The sequence below is a fragment of the Streptomyces sp. SCL15-4 genome, from assembly GCF_033366695.1.
Taxonomy (GTDB): domain Bacteria; phylum Actinomycetota; class Actinomycetes; order Streptomycetales; family Streptomycetaceae; genus Streptomyces.
In genome coordinates, this window is sequence record NZ_JAOBTQ010000001.1 from 1,360,623 (window position 1) to 1,381,240 (window position 20,618).

Annotated in this window: 20 protein-coding genes; 9 read left to right on the forward strand and 11 right to left on the reverse strand. The window is 73.9% G+C overall.

Annotated features, from left to right (window positions below):
• The first annotated feature begins 175 nt into the window (after nucleotides 1-175).
• The 3 genes from SCK26_RS05580 (at nucleotide 176) to SCK26_RS05590 (ending at nucleotide 2,652) form a co-directional block, all read left to right on the forward strand.
• Nucleotides 176-325: a hypothetical protein gene (locus tag SCK26_RS05580; RefSeq protein WP_318200139.1), complete on the forward strand. Its 150-nt coding sequence runs from the start codon at nucleotides 176-178 to the stop codon at nucleotides 323-325.
• Nucleotides 326-465: 140 nt separating this feature from the next.
• A complete protein-coding gene (locus SCK26_RS05585) occupies nucleotides 466-1,221 on the forward strand; it encodes an AfsR/SARP family transcriptional regulator (protein WP_318200140.1) in 756 nt (251 codons plus the stop codon).
• A 228-nt stretch (nucleotides 1,222-1,449) separates the two neighbouring features.
• Nucleotides 1,450-2,652 carry a peptidoglycan-binding protein LysM gene (locus SCK26_RS05590; protein WP_318200141.1) on the forward strand — a complete coding sequence of 401 codons (1,203 nt, stop codon included), beginning with the start codon at nucleotides 1,450-1,452 and terminating at the stop codon, nucleotides 2,650-2,652.
• A 133-nt stretch (nucleotides 2,653-2,785) separates the two neighbouring features.
• On the opposite strand, the gene SCK26_RS05595 is transcribed toward SCK26_RS05590, so the two are convergent.
• Nucleotides 2,786-3,241: a hypothetical protein gene (locus SCK26_RS05595; RefSeq protein ID WP_318200142.1), complete on the reverse strand. Its 456-nt coding sequence runs from the start codon at nucleotides 3,239-3,241 to the stop codon at nucleotides 2,786-2,788.
• 122 nt (nucleotides 3,242-3,363) lie between these two features.
• Between SCK26_RS05595 and SCK26_RS05600 the strand changes: the two genes are divergently transcribed.
• From SCK26_RS05600 to SCK26_RS05625, 6 genes are all read left to right on the forward strand, one after another.
• Complete coding sequence (locus SCK26_RS05600; protein ID WP_318200143.1) at nucleotides 3,364-3,789, forward strand: cold-shock protein; 426 nt, start codon at nucleotides 3,364-3,366, stop codon at nucleotides 3,787-3,789.
• 188 nt (nucleotides 3,790-3,977) lie between these two features.
• Entirely contained in the window at nucleotides 3,978-4,610 is a 633-nt protein-coding gene (locus SCK26_RS05605) for a TetR/AcrR family transcriptional regulator (RefSeq protein ID WP_318200144.1), read from the forward strand.
• A gap of 294 nt (nucleotides 4,611-4,904) precedes the next feature.
• Nucleotides 4,905-5,951: an amidohydrolase family protein gene (locus tag SCK26_RS05610; RefSeq protein ID WP_318200145.1), complete on the forward strand. Its 1,047-nt coding sequence runs from the start codon at nucleotides 4,905-4,907 to the stop codon at nucleotides 5,949-5,951.
• A gap of 98 nt (nucleotides 5,952-6,049) precedes the next feature.
• A complete protein-coding gene (locus tag SCK26_RS05615; RefSeq protein ID WP_318200146.1) occupies nucleotides 6,050-6,259 on the forward strand; it encodes a ferredoxin in 210 nt (69 codons plus the stop codon).
• Nucleotides 6,249-7,622, forward strand: a complete 1,374-nt coding sequence (locus SCK26_RS05620; RefSeq protein ID WP_318200147.1) for an NAD(P)/FAD-dependent oxidoreductase — start codon at nucleotides 6,249-6,251, stop codon at nucleotides 7,620-7,622. The genes SCK26_RS05615 and SCK26_RS05620 overlap by 11 nt, the downstream gene beginning before the upstream one ends.
• Nucleotides 7,623-7,653: 31 nt before the next feature.
• On the forward strand, nucleotides 7,654-8,853 hold the full coding sequence (locus SCK26_RS05625) for a cytochrome P450 (RefSeq protein ID WP_318200148.1): 1,200 nt from the start codon (nucleotides 7,654-7,656) through the stop codon (nucleotides 8,851-8,853).
• 7 nt (nucleotides 8,854-8,860) lie between these two features.
• Here the strand turns inward: SCK26_RS05625 and SCK26_RS05630 are convergent, their stop codons facing one another.
• The 10 genes from SCK26_RS05630 to SCK26_RS05675 form a co-directional block, all read right to left on the reverse strand.
• On the reverse strand, nucleotides 8,861-9,415 hold the full coding sequence (locus SCK26_RS05630; RefSeq protein ID WP_318200149.1) for an SRPBCC domain-containing protein: 555 nt from the start codon (nucleotides 9,413-9,415) through the stop codon (nucleotides 8,861-8,863).
• A gap of 33 nt (nucleotides 9,416-9,448) precedes the next feature.
• Entirely contained in the window at nucleotides 9,449-10,258 is an 810-nt protein-coding gene (locus SCK26_RS05635) for a LytTR family DNA-binding domain-containing protein (RefSeq protein ID WP_318200150.1), read from the reverse strand.
• 115 nt (nucleotides 10,259-10,373) lie between these two features.
• A complete protein-coding gene (locus SCK26_RS05640; protein ID WP_318200151.1) occupies nucleotides 10,374-11,243 on the reverse strand; it encodes a carbohydrate ABC transporter permease in 870 nt (289 codons plus the stop codon).
• Nucleotides 11,240-12,196, reverse strand: a complete 957-nt coding sequence (locus SCK26_RS05645) for a sugar ABC transporter permease (RefSeq protein ID WP_318200152.1) — start codon at nucleotides 12,194-12,196, stop codon at nucleotides 11,240-11,242. The genes SCK26_RS05640 and SCK26_RS05645 overlap by 4 nt, the downstream gene beginning before the upstream one ends.
• Complete coding sequence (locus SCK26_RS05650; protein WP_318200153.1) at nucleotides 12,190-13,509, reverse strand: ABC transporter substrate-binding protein; 1,320 nt, start codon at nucleotides 13,507-13,509, stop codon at nucleotides 12,190-12,192. The genes SCK26_RS05645 and SCK26_RS05650 overlap by 7 nt, the downstream gene beginning before the upstream one ends.
• Nucleotides 13,506-14,492, reverse strand: a complete 987-nt coding sequence (locus tag SCK26_RS05655) for a GNAT family N-acetyltransferase (protein WP_318200154.1) — start codon at nucleotides 14,490-14,492, stop codon at nucleotides 13,506-13,508. The genes SCK26_RS05650 and SCK26_RS05655 overlap by 4 nt, the downstream gene beginning before the upstream one ends.
• 93 nt (nucleotides 14,493-14,585) lie before the next feature.
• Nucleotides 14,586-16,952, reverse strand: coding sequence for a glycoside hydrolase family 65 protein (locus tag SCK26_RS05660; RefSeq protein WP_318200155.1), 2,367 nt, complete (start codon nucleotides 16,950-16,952; stop codon nucleotides 14,586-14,588).
• Nucleotides 16,949-19,060, reverse strand: coding sequence for a xanthine dehydrogenase family protein molybdopterin-binding subunit (locus tag SCK26_RS05665; RefSeq protein ID WP_318200156.1), 2,112 nt, complete (start codon nucleotides 19,058-19,060; stop codon nucleotides 16,949-16,951). The genes SCK26_RS05660 and SCK26_RS05665 overlap by 4 nt, the downstream gene beginning before the upstream one ends.
• 19 nt (nucleotides 19,061-19,079) lie before the next feature.
• Nucleotides 19,080-20,075 (reverse strand): xanthine dehydrogenase family protein subunit M, encoded by a 996-nt coding sequence (locus tag SCK26_RS05670; protein ID WP_318200157.1) that lies wholly within the window; start codon nucleotides 20,073-20,075, stop codon nucleotides 19,080-19,082.
• Entirely contained in the window at nucleotides 20,072-20,602 is a 531-nt protein-coding gene (locus SCK26_RS05675; RefSeq protein ID WP_318200158.1) for a 2Fe-2S iron-sulfur cluster-binding protein, read from the reverse strand. Before SCK26_RS05675 ends, SCK26_RS05670 begins: the two co-directional genes overlap by 4 nt.
• Between the last annotated feature and the right edge of the window lie 16 nt (nucleotides 20,603-20,618).

Genomic DNA, 20,618 nt, shown 5'->3' on the forward strand with positions numbered 1-20,618 from the left:
CCCGTGATCCGTCCGCGACCCGCCCGTCGCACCGGCGTCACCCCGGCGTCCTCACCGCGTGCCGTGACGCCGCCGGACACGGAACGACGACGCCGGGGTGACAGCCGTGCGGAACACTCGGTCTCCCATGGAGACCCCTTCAGCGCGGTCCGGCGTCCTCATACTCCGGGTGTGGGTGGAAGGCGACAGACCGGACGGCTTCCGCGCGCGCATCATCCGGATCGTAGACGGCGAGCAGAAGCCACCGACGGCGGCGGACCAGACCGCCGATGTCTTCCTGGCCCTGCGGGCCTGGCTCGATGAGCTGCTGGAACAGGACCGGTGACGTTTCGGTGACGTTCCGTTGTTCCCTTGATGACGCCGTCCTGCTAATTCTCGACCCTGCGGTCATAACTTCCCCTTAACATAGCTTCGAGAAGCCGATGATCCAAATGAAGATCACCCGCATCGGTACCGGGGGCGTCGATGAACGGACAAGCACATATCATTACGTTGAGGCTACTCAAGGGCTTCACTCTCGCGGTTGACCACTCACGCATTCCGGTTTGCTCCGGCACCCAGCGACTCCTCGCATTCCTGGCTTTGCAGGGGATGCCGCGGTCCCGCGCCTACGTGGCCGGAATCCTCTGGCCGGACGTCACGGCGTCGCGCGCCAACGCGAGCCTGAGATCGTCTCTTTGGCGAGCGGCGCGCACGGGTCACCCCGTCATCGACGCGACCGCGCGCGAGCTGGCTCTCTCCCAGCACATCGTCGTTGACCTGCACGAGTCGGTGGCTCGCGCGCACCGACTGCTCGACAGCTCACGCCCGTGCGACGACATCCTCACCATGCAGACGCTGGCGGATCTGTCGGTGGACCTCCTGCCGGAATGGCCGGAAAACGACTGGATGATGATCGAGCAGGAGCAATACCGTCAGCTGCGGCTTTACGCCTTGGAAGCGATGACCGAGCGGCTGACATCGGCCCGGCGCTACGGCGAAGCCGTCGCCGCCGGACTCGCCGCCGTACGTACCGAGCCCTTGCGGGAAAGCGCCCACCGCGTCCTCATGAAGGCGCATTTGGCTGCCGGAAATAGGGGCGCGGCGCTGCGCCAATTCGAACAGTGCCGCCGCGTTCTGCGGGAGGAATTGGGGCTGGAACCCTCCACCTCGCTGCGCGACCTCGTGCCTCTGCGCACCGGCCACGGCGAACAGTCACGTCTTCAGCCCTTCCCCACCTGATCTCCTCGGCTTTTTCGAATACGACCCGAGGTGTGCGCCCCGGCCTCAGGTGACACCCTTCAGCACCACGAGGGCCACGCCATTGCCGAACACATCGTGCCGCGGCCGCGTAACTCCCCGGGGGCGGACCGGCAGCGGCCTCTCCCGCGCCTGCCCTCGCGTCCCCTACCGCGTACCGCGCGAGCGCCTCGGCGCCGTCCACGAACCCCACGCCTCACGAGGAGTGCCATGACCACCTTCCACGCCGCCGTCGTCCGCCCCGACAGATCCGTCGTCTACTGCGGCGAGGTGAGCCAGGCACACGTCGACGAGGCGCTCGCCATGGCCGCCGTCGAGACCGCGCCCCGCTCCGCCGTCCGGCACCCGCGCCGTCCCGGCTCGGTCTTCGTGCTGCGCGAGGACGGCGACCTCGACTGGTACGAGCCGGTGGACGCCGAGCCGTTCGTCGTCCGCGCCCCGGACCCTCGGTCCCGCCCGGCCGGCGGCCACTTTGCCACCGACGACCCGCCGCTCGCCGGCGAGCCGGTGCACGGCCTGGCCGGCACCCGGTGGATCCCCGGCGCGATCCGGCTCGGCGACGGCGTCATCGGCGGGGCGATGGACACTCCCGGCCATCCGCCCCGGGTCGTGCACCACACCACCGAGTCCCCGGCCGGGGGCAGGTATCTGGAGTCCGTCGGGTCGTACCTGATGCTCGTGGCCTGCGAGCCGCAACTGATCTACTGCCCGGTGACCGACCGGGTCGGCCAGTTCGGATCGCTCCACCTGAGCGCCCGGGCCCTGCGCAACGACGGCGCCCGACGGACCAACCGCGAGGGCAGGGTCTGCATCCAGATCGAGGTCCTCGGCCGCGCCCGCAAGCCCTGGACCACCGGCTGGGATCCGGCGAAGAAGCCGGGCTGGCGGAAGATCCTGGCCGCGGTCCGCTCCTGGGACGTGCCGGACCTGTTCCCGGCCGGACGCCCGGCGGCGTACCCGGGGCCGGGCAAGTCCCGCTCGCGGTCCGTCTGGCGGTCCGCGGGCGGCCACTTCGGGCATGTCGACGTGCCGGGCAACGACCACGGTGATCCGGGGGCGATCGACACCGCCAAGGTGCTGTACCAGGCCGGTCCCACGCCGCCGAGGCCGAACAAGCCGAAGGTCAGCGTCGCCCACCTGGTCGCCGCCGCGAAGAAGGACGTGCCGGCCCGGGACGGACACACCACCTATCCGGCCGAGGTCCGCGTCCTCGAGAACGCCCTCGTCGCCGAGGGTCTCCTCCAGCGCCGGTACGCCGATGGCTCCTTCGGCTCCAAGACGGTTGCCGCGTACGCGGCGTGGCAGCGCAGCAAGGCCGGCGGCTCCTATACCGGCGACGCCGCCGACGGCATACCCGGCATCGCCTCGCTGAGACGCCTGGCCGCCCGCCACGGTTTCACCGCGACCGCCTGAACGGGACCGCCCGAACGGACCGGCACGGGCGCGCTCGGCTCTCCGGAGAAGGCCCGGCACACCGGTGCGACGCGGAACGGGCGCGGCGGGTCCGGTCCGGGAACGGACGGCACCCGGGTCCGCTCGGGGCCTGTCAGCGACGGGTGCGGCCGGAGAGCCAGGGGGTCAGTGCGGGGGCCGGGACCGGTTCCTTGCAGGTCTCGTCGCAGGGCAGCGGCACGACCAGCCAGTGGCCGGGGGGAAACAGGCGGCCCTTGGTGAAGGCCAGGCCGCCGTAGACGGAGCGGAGGAACGAAGGGACCGAGTCGCGGGGGACGTCGTGGAACTCCACGCCCTCCACGGTGATCTTCGCGTCGTCCTCGGGGAAGAGCCGGACGCTCACCGACGGCGGGCCCGCCAGGTCGACGAACGCCTCGTGCGGGAGGGAGCCGTCGGGATCGAGCACCGTGAAGAGCGGGGCCGACGTGCGACGCGACGTACGGTCCGCCCCGATGTCGTCGGTGACCGACAGGGACAGGCCGAATTCCGCCGCCACCTCGCGTATCGCGGTGACGGCGGCCTCGGTGGTCGGCAGGTGTGCGTGTGCCATGCCCCTGATCATGCCTGACGGAAAAACCCGCCGGCCGGAGGCGGGACGCGGCTACCATCCCTACGGAATTTCCGGGAACGGGTCCCGGGTGGTCTGTGGTGTCGAGGAGTTGGGGGGTCCGCATGGTCGCGGGTCGTGTCGTCCGGTTCGACAGTGCGCGTGGTTACGGGTTCGTCGCGCCGGAAGGCGGCGGAGAGGACGTCTTCCTGCACGTGAACGATTCGCTGATTCCCGAGGAGTACCTGCGCTCGGGTCTCGTCGTGGAGTTCGACGTGGAGAACGGCGAGCGGGGGCCGAAGGCGTCGAACGTCCGGCTCGCCGAGGGCGTCGATCCCGCCCCGCCCCGGCGATCGGCCGCGGCGGGCCGGCCGGTGGTGCTGGACGAGTCCGGCCATCCGATGTGCGATGTGCTCAGCGCCGCGGAGTACCGGCGCGAGGTGACGGAACTCCTGCTGAACACCGGCCCCTTGCTGACCGCCGAGCAGATCCTCGCCATCCGCGGCGCGCTGGTGAAGTTCAGCGAGAGCCACGGATGGGTCGAGGACTGACCGGCCCGGAACACGGAGGCTCGTCCAGCCGACTCCGGGATCGCTCGCGGCAGATGAGGACGCCGGGTGCCGCATCCGCGCGTCCTCTTTTCGGCGGCTTGCTGTAGCGCCTGCTCCAATTGGAGCAGGCGCTACGGTAAGCTCGCGCCCGACAGAGGCGAGAGCGGGTCGACGCAAGGGACTTGTGCATGACCGGGCCGCGGACGGCGGGCAAGAAACGTGCCAACGGCGTGGAGTCGCGGCAGCGGATCCTCGACGCGGCGGTGGCCATCGCGGGCGAACGCGGTTACGAGGGCACGTCCATCGCGGCGGTCAGCTCCCGCTGCGGACTGCCGGCCAGCTCCATCTACTGGCACTTCCAGGACAAGGACGACCTGATCACCGCGGTCATCGAGCGCAGCTTCGAGACCTGGCTCGCGGCCGTCGAGCTGCCGGGCGAGGAGGCCGGCACTCCCCTGGACCGGGTCGTGATCATGGCGGCGAACGTGGCCAGGTCCCTGGTGAACGAACCGGACTTCCTGCGCCTCGGCCTCATGCTCGCCCTGGAGCGGCGGCCCGAGGAACCGCGCAGCCGGGCGGTGTTCTTCCAGGTCCGCGCCATCGCACGGCAGCGGATCGAGCAAGTCGTCCGGTTCGTGCTGCCGCACCTGGACGACGACGCGGTGCGCCTGCTGACCACCTATGCCATCGCGGGCGCCGACGGACTGTTCGTCCAGCGCGAGTTCAACGGCGACAGCATCGACCTGGTCGAGCTGTTCCAGTTCCACGCCCGGCAGGTGTACGAGACGGGCATCCGCATGGCGGCGGAGTGCGTCCGATGACCCCGGCCGGCCGGCGACGCGCCGCGAGCGCCCGGCGGCCCGCCCGGCCCCGGTGCGCGCATCCCGCCCCGCCCCGCCCGGCCGGACGTCGCCACCGGTTACGGCACCTTCCCGGACCCCGGCCGACGGGTGCCGTCCGGCACCGCGACCACCGCGCCCGCCGTCGGCGCCGGTCGCACCGGCAGGAGCGCGCACCGGCCCGCGGGCCGGTGGCGGTGACGAACGGCTGACAACCGCCCGCCCGCCGGTGCCGTCCGGAAAACCATCCCCGAGAGAGAGTCAGCAGGTCACCGCATGCCCGCCGCACTTCGCCGGATCGACGTCCACCAGCACGTCACACCGCCCTTCTACGGCGCCCTGCTCGCCCAGGCGGGCATCGCCGAGGCGGGTGGCCGCGCCCTGCCCGACTGGAGTCCGCAGGCGGCGCTGGAGTCGATGGACCAGCTGGGCACCGCCACGGCCGTGGTGTCCGTCTCCACGCCCGGGACCGGGTTCCTCAGCGACCCGGCCGAGGCCGCCGGCCTGGCCCGGCGGCTCAACGACTTCTCCGCGGCCCTGGCCGCCGACCACCCCGGCCGTTTCGGCTGGTTCGCCACCCTGCCCATGCCGGACGCCGACGCCGCCGTGAACGAGGCGCGCCGGGCCCTGCTCTCGCTGGGGGCCGACGGGGTCACCCTGCTCGCCAACACCCAGGGCGTCTACCTCGGCGCGCCCGGCCAGGACGCGCTGTGGCGGTGCCTGGACGAGCACGGCGCCGTGGTGTTCGTCCACCCGGCCGAGCTGCCGGCGCCCGCGATCAAGGACATCCCGCCGTTCGCCGCCGACTTCCTGCTGGACACCACCCGCGCCGCCTACCTCCTGGTGCGCGGCGGCATCGTGCGCGACTGCCCGAACATCCGGTTCGTGCTGAGCCACGGCGGCGGCTTCGTCCCGTACGCCTCCCACCGCATGGCCGTCACCATCGCGAACGAGACCGGGCGCTGCCCGCTGGACGTGCTGGAGGACTTCCGGTCCTTCTACTTCGACACCGCGCTGACCTCCAGCCCGGCGGCCCTGCCCACCCTGCTGGGCTTCGCCCGTCCCGGGCACGTGCTGTTCGGCAGCGATTGGCCGTTCGCGCCCACCGCCGCCGGGCAGTACTTCGCGGCCGGCCTGGACACCCACGTGGACCCCGGCACCCTGACCGCCGTCAACCGTACGAACGCCGAAGCGCTCTTCCCCCGACTGGCCGGCCGGACCCCCGCTCCACCGGCCCGCCCGCTCACCGCGCGGCTGCGCCACTCCGTGCACCGGGCCGGTGCCCGGCTCGCCTTCAAGCTGGTCCAGCCCGGCGCCGACTGAGGGGCGCCCGCGGCGCCGTCCCGCTCGCGTGGCGGGCGGGTGCCGGGCCGCCCATGATGGGACGGTCAGCGGTCAGCCGAGCAGGAAGAGCGACGGCCATGCAGATCGTCGTGGATCTCACGCGCTGCCAGGGCTACGCGCAGTGTGTGTTCCTCGCCCCGGACGTCTTCCGGTTGCACGGTGAGGAAGGCCTGCTGTACAAGCCGTCGGTGCCCGACGACCGGCTGGAGCGCGTCCGCCAGGTTGCGGCCGCCTGCCCGGTGCGGGCGATCCTCGTCGGCGAGGAGGTGGGCACCGGTGGCGGGTGAGGCGCGGGACGGCCGCATCGTCGTCGTCGGCGCCTCGCTCGCCGGGCTGCGGGCCGCCGAGACGCTCCGGGACGAGGGTTTCACCGGTTCGCTGACCGTGGTCGGGGACGAACCCCATCCGCCCTACGACCGGCCGCCGCTGTCCAAGCAGGTGCTGCTCGACGAGGCCCCCGCGGACAGCACGGGACTGCCGGTGCGCCGGGACCCGGACGCCGAGTGGCGTCTCGGCGTGGCCGCCACCGGGCTGGACCCGCTGGCCCGGCGGGTGCTGCTGGCCGACGGGGAGTCACTGCCGTACGACCGGCTGCTCATCGCCACCGGGACCCGGGCGCGGCCCTGGCCCGACCCGGCCGGCGCGGCCCTGGACGGCGTGTTCACCCTGCGCACGCGCGAGGACGCGACGGGGCTGGCGGCGCGGCTGGCCGCCGGACCCGGACGGGTGCTGGTCGTCGGCGCCGGATTCACCGGTTCGGAGATCGCCTCGGCCTGCCGCAAGCGGGGACTTCAGGTGACGGTCGCCGAACGCGGCCCCGATCCGCTGGTCGGCGCGCTCGGCGGGACGCTGTCCCGGCTCGCGGCCCTGATGCACCGCGAGCACGGGGTGGACCTGCGCTGCGGGGTGACGGTGACCGCGCTGCTCGGCGACGGTGCCGGCCGGTTCACCGGGGCGGATCTGTCCGACGGGACCCGCGTCGAGGCGGACGTGTGCGTGGTGGCGCTGGGCGCGGTGCGCAACGTGGAGTGGCTGGCGGAGTCGGGGCTGGCGGCGGGCCCGCGCGGGATCGCCTGCGACGCGGGGTGCCGGGCCTTCACCCGGTACGGGATCGTCACCGACGACATCTTCGTGGCCGGGGACGTCTCCCGGTTCCCGCATCCGCTGTTCGGCTACCAGATGCTCTCGCTGGAGCACTGGGGCAACGCGGTCGCGCAGGCCGAGGTGGCGGCCCACAACATGGTCAGCCCCGGGCCGCTGCGCCGCCCGCACCTGTCCCTGCCGGTGTTCTGGTCCACCCAGTTCGGCCTGAACATCAAGTCGGTGGGCGTGCCGACCTACTCCGACCACATCGTCATCGCCCAGGGATCGCTGGAGGCGGGCCGGCTGGCGATGGTCTACGGCTACCGGGGCCGGGTCACCGCCGCGGTCACCGTCGACATGGCCAAGTCGGTCGACTACTACCGGCATCTCATCGAGACCGCCGCCCCGTTCCCGCCCCCGCCCGGCGCGGCGGACCGCGCGCTCACGGCCGACATCCCGCTGCCCTCGGACGTGCCGGACCCGAAGGGGCTGTCCCACGAACCCGTCGTGGCGCTCACCGGTCATCTGCCCGACCGAGCGCTGATGGTGGTGCAGCCGCCCGGCTGACCCGCGTCCCGCCCGACCACGAGGAGCCGCCATGGCCCCCGGCACCCTGCTGGCCCGGATCACCGACTACGCGAGCCGCCCCGATCCCTACCCGCTGTACGCGCGAGCGCGGGCGGCCGGGCCGGTGCTGCGGCAGGACGACGGCTCCTTCCTGGTCGGCGGCTACCACGAGATCGCCGCGCTGCTGCACGATCCCCGGATGAGCGCCGACGAGCGGGCCCGCACCACGCCGACGCCGTACGAGGGGAGCCGGGACGCGTCGTTCCTGCGGCTCGACGACCCCGAGCACCACCGGCTGCGCACCCTGGCCATGCGGCCGTTCGGCCCCCCGCACAGCCCGCACCGGGTCGACGCCATGCGCGGGGAGATCGCGCGCATCACCGAGGAGCTGCTGGCGGGCCTGCCGGCGGACCGGCCGGTCGACATCGTGGACGACTTCGCCTATCCGCTGCCGGTCATCGTGATCTGCCGGCTGCTCGGCGTGCCGCGCGAGGACGAGCCGCGGTTCAGGGCCTGGTCCGACGCCCTGGTGGCGACCGCCGACATCCGGCCGGGCGAGGACACCACGGAGGTGGAGCGGGCCGGTGACCGGGCCGGCGCCGAGCTGCGGCAGTATCTGCTGGACCTCGCCGAGCGGCGCCGCGGCCGGCCGGCCGACGACATGCTCTCCGCCTTCGTCAACGAGCCCGACCCGTCTTTGCGGCTGACCTCGCAGGAACTCGCGGTGACCGCCGCGCTGCTGCTCATCGCGGGGCACGAGACCACGGTCAACCTGATCACCAACGGCGTGCTGACCCTGCTGCGCGGGCCCGAGCACCTTCGGCGGCTGTCCCGGGAACCCGGGCTGCTGCCGGTCGCGGTGGAGGAGTTGCTGCGCTACGAGCCTCCGGTCCACCTGCGGGAGCGGGTGCCCCTGGTGGACATCGAGGTGGCCGGCACCACCCTGCCCGCGGGCACCTCCGTGATGCTGGCGCTGGCCTCCGGCAACCGCGACTCCCGGCGGTTTCCCGACCCGGACCGGTTCGACCCCGGCCGCGCGGACAACGAGCACCTGGGCTTCGGCAGCGGCATCCACCTGTGCTACGGCGCGCCGCTCGCCCGGATCGAGGCCCAGACGGCACTGGGCGCGCTGCTGCCCCGGCTGCGGACCGCCCGGCTGGTCGAGGACCCGCCGCCGTACCGGCAGAACGCCATGCTGCGCGGCCCCCGCCATCTGCGCGTCCGGCTGTGAGCGGCGGCTACGGCGCCGGGCGGCGCCCGAGACCGCGGTGGCGGTCCGGATCGACCACCGTGGTCAGGCCGTTGAGCAGCAGACGGGTGCCGCCGCGCAGATGGGCGGCGTCCTGGTCGCCGTCCGAGCCGGGCGCGAGCCAGGTGTACTGCTCGTGCCACAGCAGGCGGCAGCCGGCCGGCTCGTCGGAGAGTTCGACGGTGACGAGGGAGATCCAGCGGCGGACGTCGTCGACCTCGGCCTCGTAGACGTACACGATCCGGGTGTCCGGGACGATGTCGAGGAAGCGGGAACGGTAGGCGAGACGCTCCTCGGTGCCGCCGGAGACGAAGACGTTGCGGGCGCTCTCGCCGCCGCCGACCCGGAAGTCCAGCTCGTGTCCGGCGGTTTCGGAGGGGCCGGGGAGGCGGAACCAGCGGCCGCGCAGGGAGGGTTCGGCGAAGCCGCGGAAGACCTCGGCGCGGGGCACCGTGAAGTCTGTGCCGACGGAGAACGAGCCGTGGCGCGCGGGGAGCACCGGGAGGCCGTCCGGCTTCGCCGGTGTGGGGTGACCTGCGTCCATGGGCTGAACCTAGCACCCGGTTCCGCACTGCCCTCAGCGTGCCCGGCCCGTCGCCCGGCCGGTCAGCAGGTCCCGCAGTTCGCGGGCGTTGCGGCGGCTCACGGCGAGCGTCCGGTCGCCGATACGGACCGTCAGATTACCGCCTTCGACACGGAGTTCCTCGATCCGGCCGAGGGCGACGAGCCGGCTGCGGTGGATGCGGACGAAGCCGTGCGCGCGCCACTGCTCCTCCAGCGTGGACAGCGGGATCCGCACCAGATGGCTGCCCTCGCCGGTGTGCAGCCGCGCGTAGTCGCCCTGGGCCTCGACATGGGTGATGTCGGCGAGGGGCACGAACCGGGTCACTCCGCCCAGTTCCACGGGCACGTGACCGCCGGGGCCGGGCGCGGCGGGCGCGGGCGTCCAGGGCGCGGCCGGGCGGGGTCCCTGACCGGCCCGGACCAGTTCGGCGACGCGTCGTACGGCCTCGGCGAAGCGCTCCTTGCGGAGCGGTTTGAGCAGGTAGTCCACCGCCTTGAGGTCGAAGGCGCGCACGGCGAAGTCCTCGTAGGCGGTGACGAACACGATCAGCGGCGGCGCGGCGAACCCGGCCAGCATCCGGGCCAGTTCGAGACCGCCGAGGCCGGGCATGTCGATGTCGAGGAAGACGACGTCGAAGCCCTCCGGGCCGTCCGGGTCCCGCGCCAGGGCGTCGTTCAGCCGGCGCAGCGCCTCGCCGGCCTCCCGCGCGGGCACGGCCGTGCCGACCCGCGGGTCCTCGCCGAGCAGGTACAGCAGTTCGTCGAGCGCGGGGCGTTCGTCGTCCACGGCCAGGGCGCGCAGGGGCGCGTCGGTCACGCTCATGTGCGAAAGCGCTCCTTCCGTCCTCGGCCGCTCCCCATCGTGGTGCCGCCGGGCGCCGCCGTCGAGATCGCGGACGGCGCTGTGTCCGGGCCGTGATGCCCGGGGGGCGGGACCGTTATTTGAGGCCGCTGAGCATGACGCCGCGGATGTAGTGCTTTTGGAGCAGCAGGAACAGCACCAGCACCGGCAGGACGCTCAGGACCAGGCCGGCCATGACGATCGGCAGCGTACGGGCCGGGTCGACGTGGTCGCGCAGCAGCTGGATGCCGACGGGCAGGGTCATCAGGTCCGGGTTGGCGGTGGAGACGAGCAGCGCCCAGATGTACTCGTTCCAGGCGTCGACGGCGGTGAGCAGCCCGAGGGTGACCAGGACCGGTGCGGTCTGCGGGACCACGATCCGCCACCACACGGTGAACTCGCCGGCGCCGTCGACGCGGGCGGCCTCCAGGACCTCGTCGGGCAGGGACAGCATGAACTGGCGGGTCAGGAAGATCCCGAAGCCGTTGACGAGGAACGGCACGGCGAGCGCCACGATGCTGACGGTCAGGCCCGCGCCGCCGCGTCCGAGCAGGTCGTTGCCGCCCGCCAGCGGCCAGTGCACCAGGATCAGGAAGTGCGGGATGAGGAAGACGAACGGCGGGAACATCATGGTCGACAGCACCAGCCGGAAGACGAGGTCCCGGCCGGGAAAGCGGAGTTTGGCGAGCGCGTAGCCCGCGAGCAACGAGGTGAGCAGCACCGACGCGGTGACGACGGCGGTGACGACGACGCTGTTGCGGAAGAGCACCGGCAGGTTCAGCTGGTGGACGGCCGCGCGGTAGTTGGACAGGGCGAACGCCTTCGGCAGGAACCGGTACGGCAGTGTGCCGGCCTCGCCGGGGCCCTTGAAGGACGTCATCACCATGTCGAGGAACGGCACCACCGTGAGCAGGGCGCCGGCTGCCACGACCAGGTACGACAGCCACGGTGCGCTCCGGCGCGTCACGCGTCCTCCCCCGCCCGCCGGAAGATCCACAACTGGGCCAGGGTGACCAGGAGGACCACCGCGAACAGCACGAACGCGGCGGCGCTCGCGGTGCCCCAGTCGCCGTAGTCGAAGGCCCGCCGGTACATCTCCAGCGCGGCCACGTCGGTCGCGTCGCCCGGTCCGCCCCGGGTCATCACGGTGATCAGCGCGAAGGACTGCAGGCCGGTGAGGAACTGGGTGACGCACACGAACAGCAGGGACGGCCGCAGCAGCGGCAGGGTGATCCGCCGGAACACGGTGCCGGGGCCGGCGCCGTCGAGCGCGGCGGCCTCGTGGTACGACGCGGGGATGGACTTCAGCCCGGCGGTCAGCACGAGGATCGCCGAGCCGAGCGAGGCCCAGGCCTGGACGACCACGACGGAGGGCAGCGCGGTGTCCGGGTCCTGGAGGAACGCCACCGAGCCGATGCCCAGGGCGTTGAGGACGCCGTTGGCCAGGCCGCCCGGCTCGTACATGTACTTCCAGACGTTGCCGACGGCGACGACGGTGGTGACGATCGGCAGGAAGTACAGGGTGCGCCACAGGCCCTGGAACCGCAGCCGCTCGACGCAGGTGGCGACGAGCACCGAGCCGGTGACGGCCAGGACGACGGTGCCCAGGGCGAACAGCAGTGTGTTGGTGAGGACCGGCACCAGGAACGTCGACCCGTCGGCGAAGAGCGCGCCGAAGTTGTCCAGGCCGGCCGGTTCGACGGCGCCGAGGTCGAACCCGGTCCAGTGGGAGACCGAGAGCAGCAGGGCGAAGCCGAGCGGCAGGACGAGGAAGACCGCGAAGAACAGCAGCGCCGGTGCCAGGAAGAGGTAGGCGACGGCCGTCTGGCGGCGCCGGGCCCGGCGGCGGCCGTCGCGGGCGGGCGCGGGGCCCGGGGTGGGCAGCCGTTCGGGGGTCCGCGGTGTCAGGACGTTCACCATGCCCGGGACACCTCCTGGTCGACCTGGCGGCGGGTGGTGCGCAGCGCCTCGTCGACGGACCGGCGGCCGGTCCACAGCGCCTCGATGTTCTCGCGCAGCAGCGCCTTGGCGCGGGCCGCGCCCGGCACGTTCGGCTCCGGTACCGCGTAGGCCAGCGCGTCCAGGAACGGGCGCAGGTTGGGGTCGCCGCCCGTGCCGAGGAGCGCGCGCATGTCGTCGGCGCGGGCGGTGAGCGAGCCGACGGACACCTGGAGGGCGCTCATCCGGGTGGCCGTGCTGCCTCTGAGCGTGCTCACCCGGTCGGCGTTGAGCCAGCGCAGGAACTCCCAGGCCTCGCGCGGATGCCGGCTGGCCGTGTTGACGCCCAGCATGAAGCCGGTGGCGAGGGTGGCGGGCCGGGCGTGCGGCTCGGGCACGGGCACGGGCGCGACACCGACGTCGCGGTAGTCCCCGCCCATCAGGGGTCTCAGGCTCCCGGTCCACCAGCCGGCGCCGACCACCATGGCCACCTGTCCGGACGGGAAGGCCTGGTAGACGTCGACGGCGGGGGCGCTCGCGCCGCGGGCGACGAGCCGGTGCTCCAGGGCGAGCACGGCGCGGCCGGCCGGGGAGTCGATGGCGGTGGACCTGCCGTCCGGGGCGACGAAGCGTCCGCCGGCGGCGTGCAGCAGGGCGAGGGTCTGGCCGACGGTGGTGGCGTCGTCGTGGGCCGACAGTCCGAAGCCCTGGATGAGGGGGTTGCCGTAGCGGTCGCGCCGGGTGGTGCGGCGGGCGGCCTCCTCCAGCTCGGGCCAGGTGCGCGGCGGGCCGTCGAGGCCGGCCTCGCGCAGCAGCCGCCGGTTGTAGTAGAGGGCGTAGGTCTGGGCCTCGGTGGGATAGCCGTAGACCGTGCCGTCCACCGTCACGGCGCCGACGGCGGCCTCGCCGTAGCCGCTCCGGATGTGCTCGGCGTGTTCGGGCGGCGCGGGCCGCAGCACGCCGGCGCGCACGAGCTGGCCGTTCCACAGGCAGTACGGGTGGAGGATGTCGGCGCCCTGGCCGGCGGCCTGGCGGACCATGACGGTGGTCAGCAGGTCGGTGAACTCGACGGCCTTCGTGCGCACCTTGACCCGGTCGTGGGTGGCGTTCCACTCGTCGACCGGGCCTTGGAGGGCCCGGTGGAGCGTGCCGCTCGCGTAGTGGGACAGCAGGGTGAGGACGACGGGGTCGCCGGGCCGCCCGGTGCCCCGGTGCGGGCCCGCGCAGCCGGCGGCGAGCAGCGCCGAGGGCAGCGCGAGCGCGAAGTGGCGGCGGCCGAGGGCGGGGCGCGTCACCGGGCGGCCTCGCGGCGCAGCACGTGGAACACCCGGGTCGTGGTGAAACCGGCCTGGCGGTACAGGTGGCCCGCCGGGGAGTCCTCGCCGGTCCACAAAAACCACGCGCCGTGCGCGCCGCGTGCCCGCATCCGCTCCAGGACCAGGTGGAGCAGGACCTTGCCGAGGCCGGTGCCGCGCAGTTCCTCGCGCACCCCGAACGGGCCGAACCGCTCCAGGGCCGCCTCGTACGTCCCGTGCATCGCCCAGCCGGCGAGCCGGCCGTTGGGGTCGCGGGCGACGACGATCCGGTCCGCCGGGAGGCCCGCGGCGCAGGCCTCCCGGATGGCGCGGGCCCAGTCGGCGCCGAAGCGGGTCCCGGCGAGCGCGATCAGGTCCACCAGGTCGTCGTCGGCCGGGGTGGCGAACCGGTGGCCGCGCGCCGTCAGGTCGTCCCGGCGGCGCGCGATCTCGTCCGGCAGGCGGTAGCCGACCAGGCGGCGGTCCATCGCCGCCGCCTCGTACAGCGTGCAAAAGCCCAGCGAGGCGAGGAGCCCGGCGGCCTCCGGGTAGGTCTCGGCGTCCAGGCCGGGCAGCAGGTAGTTCGGGGTGTACGACGCGAAGTCCACCCGGGTGCGGCCGTGGCCGCGCAGCCAGTCCAGGGCCTCGGTCAGCAGCCGGCGGCCGAGGCCGCGCCCGCGGGCGGCCGGGTCGACGAAGAAGAACGGGATCCAGCCCTGTTCCGGCTCGGTGTCGGTGCCGGCCAGGGGGGTCAGCCGGCGCACCGCGTAGGCGGCGCCGACGATCCGGCCGCCGGCCACGGCGACCCGCAGGCCCTCGGGATCGAAGTTGGCGTCGAGCAGCACCAGGGTGCGCAGCCGGTCCGGGGCGAGGGGGTCGGCCGGCAGGCTCCGCCGCCAGGCGTCCAGCAGGAGCGGTCCGTCGCCGGTGCGGAAGCCCCGCAGCGCGGTGCGGTCCCGCGTGGTGAGGTCGGACTGGCTCATCCTGTGCCCCCGTCTGCCGGTGCCCTCTCGAAACGGTGGCTGGAAATCTACTGCTCCGTCCGGGAATGTCGAGCCGGACGCGCCCGGAGAGGCTCAGTCCGGCAGCACCAGCCGGGCCGTCTCCCCGGGGCCGACGGGCACCACCCGGTCACGCAGCCGGATGTCGATGGGCAGGCGGTCGGAGGACGGTACGGCGATCTCCAGCAGGCCGCTGCGCAGCCGCAGCCGTACGCCCCAGTGGCCGCGGTAGCGGACGGTGAAGCCGTAGGAGGACAGCTCGGGCAGCGGGACGGGGTCCAGGCACAGGCCGCCGCGGGTCTCCAGGCCGGTCAGTCCGCGCTGGACGAGGTCGAGCGTGCCGGCCATCGCGCCGAGGTGGACGCCCTCGCCGGTGGTGCCGCCCTGGAGGTCGGCGATGTCGCCGCGCAGCGCCTCCTGGACGAACCGCCAGGCGCCGGCGCGGCGGGCGCGGGCCAGGATCCAGCCGTGGACCAGGCCGCTGAGGGTGGAGCCGTGGCTGGTGCGGTGCAGATAGTGGTCGACGGTCGCCGACCAGGTGTGCTCGTCCAGCGGGTGCCCCAGCCGCTGGAACAGGCCGCGCAGTTCACCGGGCGAGAACAGGTAGCCGAGCATCAGGACGTCGGCCTGCTTGGACGCCTTGTAGCGGTTGACGGTGTCGCCCTCGGCCTCCAGGATCCGGTCCAGGCGCCGGATGTCGTCGTACCGCTTGCGGTAGCCGTCCCAGTCCAGTTCGGCCAGGTCGGCGTAGCCGTCGAACTGGCTGATCACACCGTCGTGGAAGGGGATGTGCAGGCGGTGGGAGACCTGCTCCCAGCGGGCGGGCTCGTCGTCGGCCAGGCCGGAGTACTCGGTCAGTTCGCGCCGGCGCGGTTCGGGCAGGCCGGCCAGCAGTTCCAGGGCGCGGCCGAGCACCCAGGCGGCGGTGACGTTGGTGTAGGCGTTGTCGTCCAGGCCCGGTCGGGCCGCGCCGGGGTAGGCGTCGTGGTACTCGTCGGGGCCGACCACGCCCCGGATGCGGTAGCGGCCGAGGTGGTCGTCCCAGGTCGCCGAGTCCGCCCAGAAGCGCGCGATCTGCAGCAGCATCTCGGCGCCCTCGCCGTGCCGGAAGCCGGTGTCGCCGGTCGCCTCGCAGTACTGCCAGACGTTGTACGCCACGGCGGAGCCGACGTGGTGCTGGAGCCGGGAGTGGTCGGGCAGCCAGCGGCCGGAGCGCGGGTTGAGGTGCAGTTGCTGGGTCTCCTCGCGGCCGTCGCTGCCGCTCTGCCAGGGGTAGAGCGCGCCGCGCCGGCCGAGCGCGGCGGCGGCGTGGCAGGCGGCGTCCAGCCGTCGGTGGCGGTAGTGGAGCAGGGCCCGGGAGACCTCGGGCAGGTGCAGGTTCAGGTAGGGCAGGACGAAGAGTTCGTCCCAGAAGACATGGCCCCGGTAGGCCTCGCCGTGCAGTCCCCGGGCGGGCACGCCGACGTCGAGGTCGGCGGTGTGCGGGGAGAGGGTCTGCAGGACGTGGAACAGGTGCAGGCGCAGGATGCTGCCCGCCTCGCCGGGCACGTCCAGCGCGGTGCGCCGCCACAGCTGCCGCCAGGCGGCGCGGTGGGTCTCCAGCAGCCGGTCGAACGGGGGCGCGGCGGCGGCCCGGTCGAGGGCCGCGCACAGCGGGTCGCTGATGGCCGGGTCGCGGGAGGTGTGCAGGGCGACGGTCTTGTCCACGGTGGCGCTCCGGCCGGGCGGCAGGCGCAGCCGCAGCCGCTGGACGGCGCGGCGGTCCTCGTCGGCGTGGCGGACCGGTGCCCCGGCGGTCAGCCGGGCGGCGAGGCCGAAGCCGATGTCGGAGGTGCGGGTGTGGCAGCGCAGCCAGACGCTGCCGGGTGCGGCGGCGCCGACGTCGACCCGGGTGAGGTGCCGGCCGTCCAGTTCCCGGTAGCGGGCCACCCCGGAGTTGGTGACGCGCCCGTCGAGCGCGGCCTCCACGTCCAGGTCGAGAGGGCCGTCTTCGGCGGTGAACTCGGTGCGCAGCGCGGCGAGATGGGGATCGGCGAGGTGGACCAGGCGCACCTGCCGGACGAGCAGGACGGTGCCGTCGCCGAGCGGGTAGCGGGTGCGGCGCTCCAGCACTCCGGGTCCGAGGTGGAGGATCTGGTGGTGCTCGGCGACGGGGGTGGTGTCCGGGGTGAGCCAGTCGCCGTCCGCCGGGCGGAACCGCAGGGGCAGCCAGTTGGGGAGGTTGACCATGTCCTCGTTCTCGACCCGGCGGCCGGCGACCTCGGAGATGAGCCGGTTGTAGCAGCCGGCCGCGTAGGTGCCGGGGTAGTGGACGTCGTCGGCGGTGCACTCGGCGAGCGCGCCGCGAGTGGCGAAGTAGCCGTTGCCGAGGGTGCACAGGGATTCCCGCAGGCGTTCCTCGCCGGGCCGGTAGCCGTCGTACTCCCAGGTGGGTCCGGTCACCGTCGTCCCTCGGACAGCAGGCCGGCCAGGATCCGGTCGGGGGTGAGGGGGAGTTCGCGGAAGCGGATGCCGGTGGCGTGGTGGACGGCGTTGCCGAGCGCGGCGGCGGTGCCGACGATGCCGATCTCGCCGATGCCCTTGCTGCCCATGGGGTTGAGGTGGGGGTCGTCCTCCTCGATCCAGTCGGCCTCGATGGCGGGCACGTCGGCGTGCACGGGCACGTGGTAGGAGGCGAGGTCGGCCTCGGGGAAGTCGCCGAACGCCGGGTCGAGGGTGCTGTGCTCGGTCAGGGCCATGCCGAGGCCCATGACCATGGCGCCGGTGAACTGGGAACGCGCGGTGCGGGCGTTGAGGATCCGGCCGGCGGCGTAGACGCCGAGCAGCCGGCGCACCCGGATCTCGCCGGTGACGGTGTCGACGGCGACCTCGGCGAAGTGGGCGCCGAACGCGTGCTTGGCGTAGGGGCTGTCGGCGCCGGCCTCGCCGGTGGTGTCCGCGCGGGCCTCGATGCCCTCGGCGGGCAGCGGCCCGGGGTGCGCGGCCAGCCGGGAGGCCAGCTCGGCGCAGGCCGCGTGGACGGCCCAGCCCCAGGAGGCGGTGCCCATGGAGCCGCCGGCCAGCGGGGCCGGGGGCAGGTCGCTGTGGCCGATCTCGATGCGCACCCGGTCCAGGGGCACGCCGAGGGCGTCGGCGGCCACCTGGGCGAGGACGGTACGGGCGCCGGTGCCGATGTCGGTCGCGTTGATCCGGATGACGCGGGTGCCGTCGGGCAGGGCGCGGGCGGCGGCCGTGGACGGGGCCGCCTGGCTCGGGTAGGTGGCGGCGGCCACGCCGGTGCCGAGCAGCAGCGGGCCTTCGCGGCGGACGCCGGGGCGCGGGTCGCGGCCGGCCCAGCCGAAGCGGCGGGCGCCCTCGCGCAGGCACTCCACGACGTGTCGGCTGCTGAAGGGTTTGCCGCTGCCGGGCTCCTGGTGCGGCTCGTTGCGCACGCGCAGCTCCACCGGGTCGGTGCCGAGGGCGTGGGCGAGTTCGTCCACGGCGGACTCCAGGGCGTACATGCCGGGTGCCTCGCCGGGCGCGCGCATCCAGGAGGGGCTGGGCACGTCGAGCGGGACCACCCGGTGGGTGCTGAGCAGGGCCGGAGTGGCGTACATGACGCGGGAGACCACCGCGGCCTGTTCGACGAACTCCCGCACGTGCGAGGTGTGCGCGGTGACCTCGTGCAGCACGGCGGTGAGCCGGCCGTCGGGGGTCGCGCCGAGCCGCAGCCGCTGCACGGTGGGGGCGCGGTGGCCGACGGTGGCGGGCAGGTACCGGCGGGGGTAGGCCACGGTGACGGGGCGTCCGGTGTGCCGGGCGGCCAGGGCGGCGAGGACGACGTCGGGACGCGGGGTGCCCTTGGAGCCGAAGCCGCCGCCGACGTGCTCGGAGACGACGGTGACGTGTTCCTCGGGCAGGTGGAACAGCCCGGCGAGCACGGACCGCACGGTCGTTCCGCCCTGCGTGGAGGTGTACACGGTGAGCCGGTCGCCGTCCCAGTGGGCGGTGCTGGCGTGCGGCTCCATGGGGTGGTTGTGCAGCGGCGGGAGCCGGTAGGTGACGTCGACGCGGACCTCGGCGCCCGCGAAGGCGGCCTCGGGGTCGCCGGACTCCAGCCGGCCCGGCTGGCCGTTGACGTCCTCGGGCTCGTAGCCGCCCGGGTGGTCCTCGGTGAGGCGGGTGTCGTGGGGCGCGGTGGCGTAGTCGACCCGGACGGCGCGGGCGGCGGCGCGGGCGGTCTCCGGGGTGTCGGCGACGACGAGGGCCACGCACCAGCCGCGGTGCGGCACGTCCGGGCCGCGCAGCACGGCGAGCGTGCCGTCCTCGGGTTCGCCGAGGCCGGCCGCGGCGCCGGGGGTGAGGACGGCGAGGACGCCGGGCAGGGCGAGGGCCGCGGCGGTGTCGACGGCGGTGACCCGGCCGCGGGCGACCGCCGCGGGGACGGGCCAGGCGTGGGCGCGGCCGGGCAGGGTGTACTCGGCGGCGTAGCGGGCGGCTCCGGTGACCTTCCGGCGTCCTTCGCGGCGCTCGGCGGGGGCACCCAGGGCGGTGCCGGTCGTGCCGGTCATGGGGTCCTCCTGTGTCGGCTCAGGCCGTCGCGCGGGCCGGGGCGAGGCGGTTCAGGACGTCCAGGGCGAGGTTGCGGGCGAGGGGCACCTTGTACGCGTTGTCCCGCAGCGGCTCGGCGTGCGCGAGTTCGAGGGCGACGGCTCCTTCGAAGGCCTCGGGGGTGGCGGGGGCGCCGAGGAGGGCCAGTTCGGTGTGGCGGGCCCGCCAGGGGCGGTGGGCGAGCCCGCCGAAGGCGACGCCGACCTGGTCGACCACCCCGTCCGCGACCCGCAGCACGACGGCGACGGAGGCGAGGGCGAAGGCGTACGACGCCCGGTCCCGGGCCTTGCGGTAGGCGGACGGCACGCCGGCGGTGGCGGCCGGGAGCAGCACCGCGGTGATCAGTTCGCCGGGACGGATCCAGGTGTCCCGTTCCGGGTGCTCGCCGGGCAGCCGGTGGAAGTCGGCCACCGGCAGGCGCCGGGTGCCCTCGGTGCCGTACAGCTCGACCTGGGCGTCCAGGGCGGCGAGGGCGACGGCCATGTCGGAGGGGTGGGTGGCGATGCAGTGCGCGGAGTGGCCGAGGACGGCGTGGTCGCGGTGGACGCCGTCCCGGGCGCCGCAGCCGCTGCCCGGTTCCCGCTTGTTGCAGGGCTTGTCCAGGTCCTGGAAGTAGGGGCAGCGGGTGCGCTGGAGCAGGTTGCCGCCGGTGGTGGCGGCGTTGCGCAGCTGGGCGGAGGCGCCCGCGAGGAGGGCTTGGGACAGGACGGGCCAGCGGTCGCGCACGCGCGGGTCGGCGGCGAGGTCGCTGTTGCGTACGGTGGCGCCGACGCGCAGCGAGCCGTCGGGCAGTTCCTCGATGGTGTCCAGGGGCAGCCGGCCGACGTCGATGAGGACGGCGGGCTGTTCCACGCCGAGTTTCACCAGGTCGACCAGGTTGGTTCCGCCGGCCAGGTAGCGGGCGCCGGGGTGGGCGGCACCGGCCTCGGCGGCCTCCTGGAGGGTTTCGGGCCGCAGGTATCCGAAGCCGTTCACTCGATCACGTCCTCGATCGCCTCGACGATGCGGGGGTAGGCGCCGCAGCGGCAGAGGTTGCCGCTCATCCGCTCGCGGATCTCGCTCCGGTCCAGCGGGACGGGCCGGCCGGAGGGGACGGCGGGGTCGGTGACGTGGGAGGGGTGGCCGGCCGCGGCCTCGGCGAGCATGCCGAGGGCGGAGCAGAGCTGGCCGGGGGTGCAGTAGCCGCACTGGAAGGCGTCGCGGTCGAGGAAGGCGCGCTGGAGCGGATGCGGTTCCTCGCTGTCGCCGCCCAGGCCCTCGACGGTGGTGATCTCGCTGCCGTCGAGGGTGACCGCGAGCAGCAGACAGCTGTTGATGCGGCGGCCGTCGACCAGCACGGTGCAGGCGCCGCACTGGCCGTGGTCGCAGCCCTTCTTGGAGCCGGTGAGGTCCAGGTCCTCACGCAGCAGGTCCAGCAGGACGCGCCGGTGGTCGACGCGCAGGGTGTGGGGTTTGCCGTTGACCCGGAGGGTGACCTCGGAGTGGTGGGATGTGCTGGTCATGGGCGGGGACGACCTC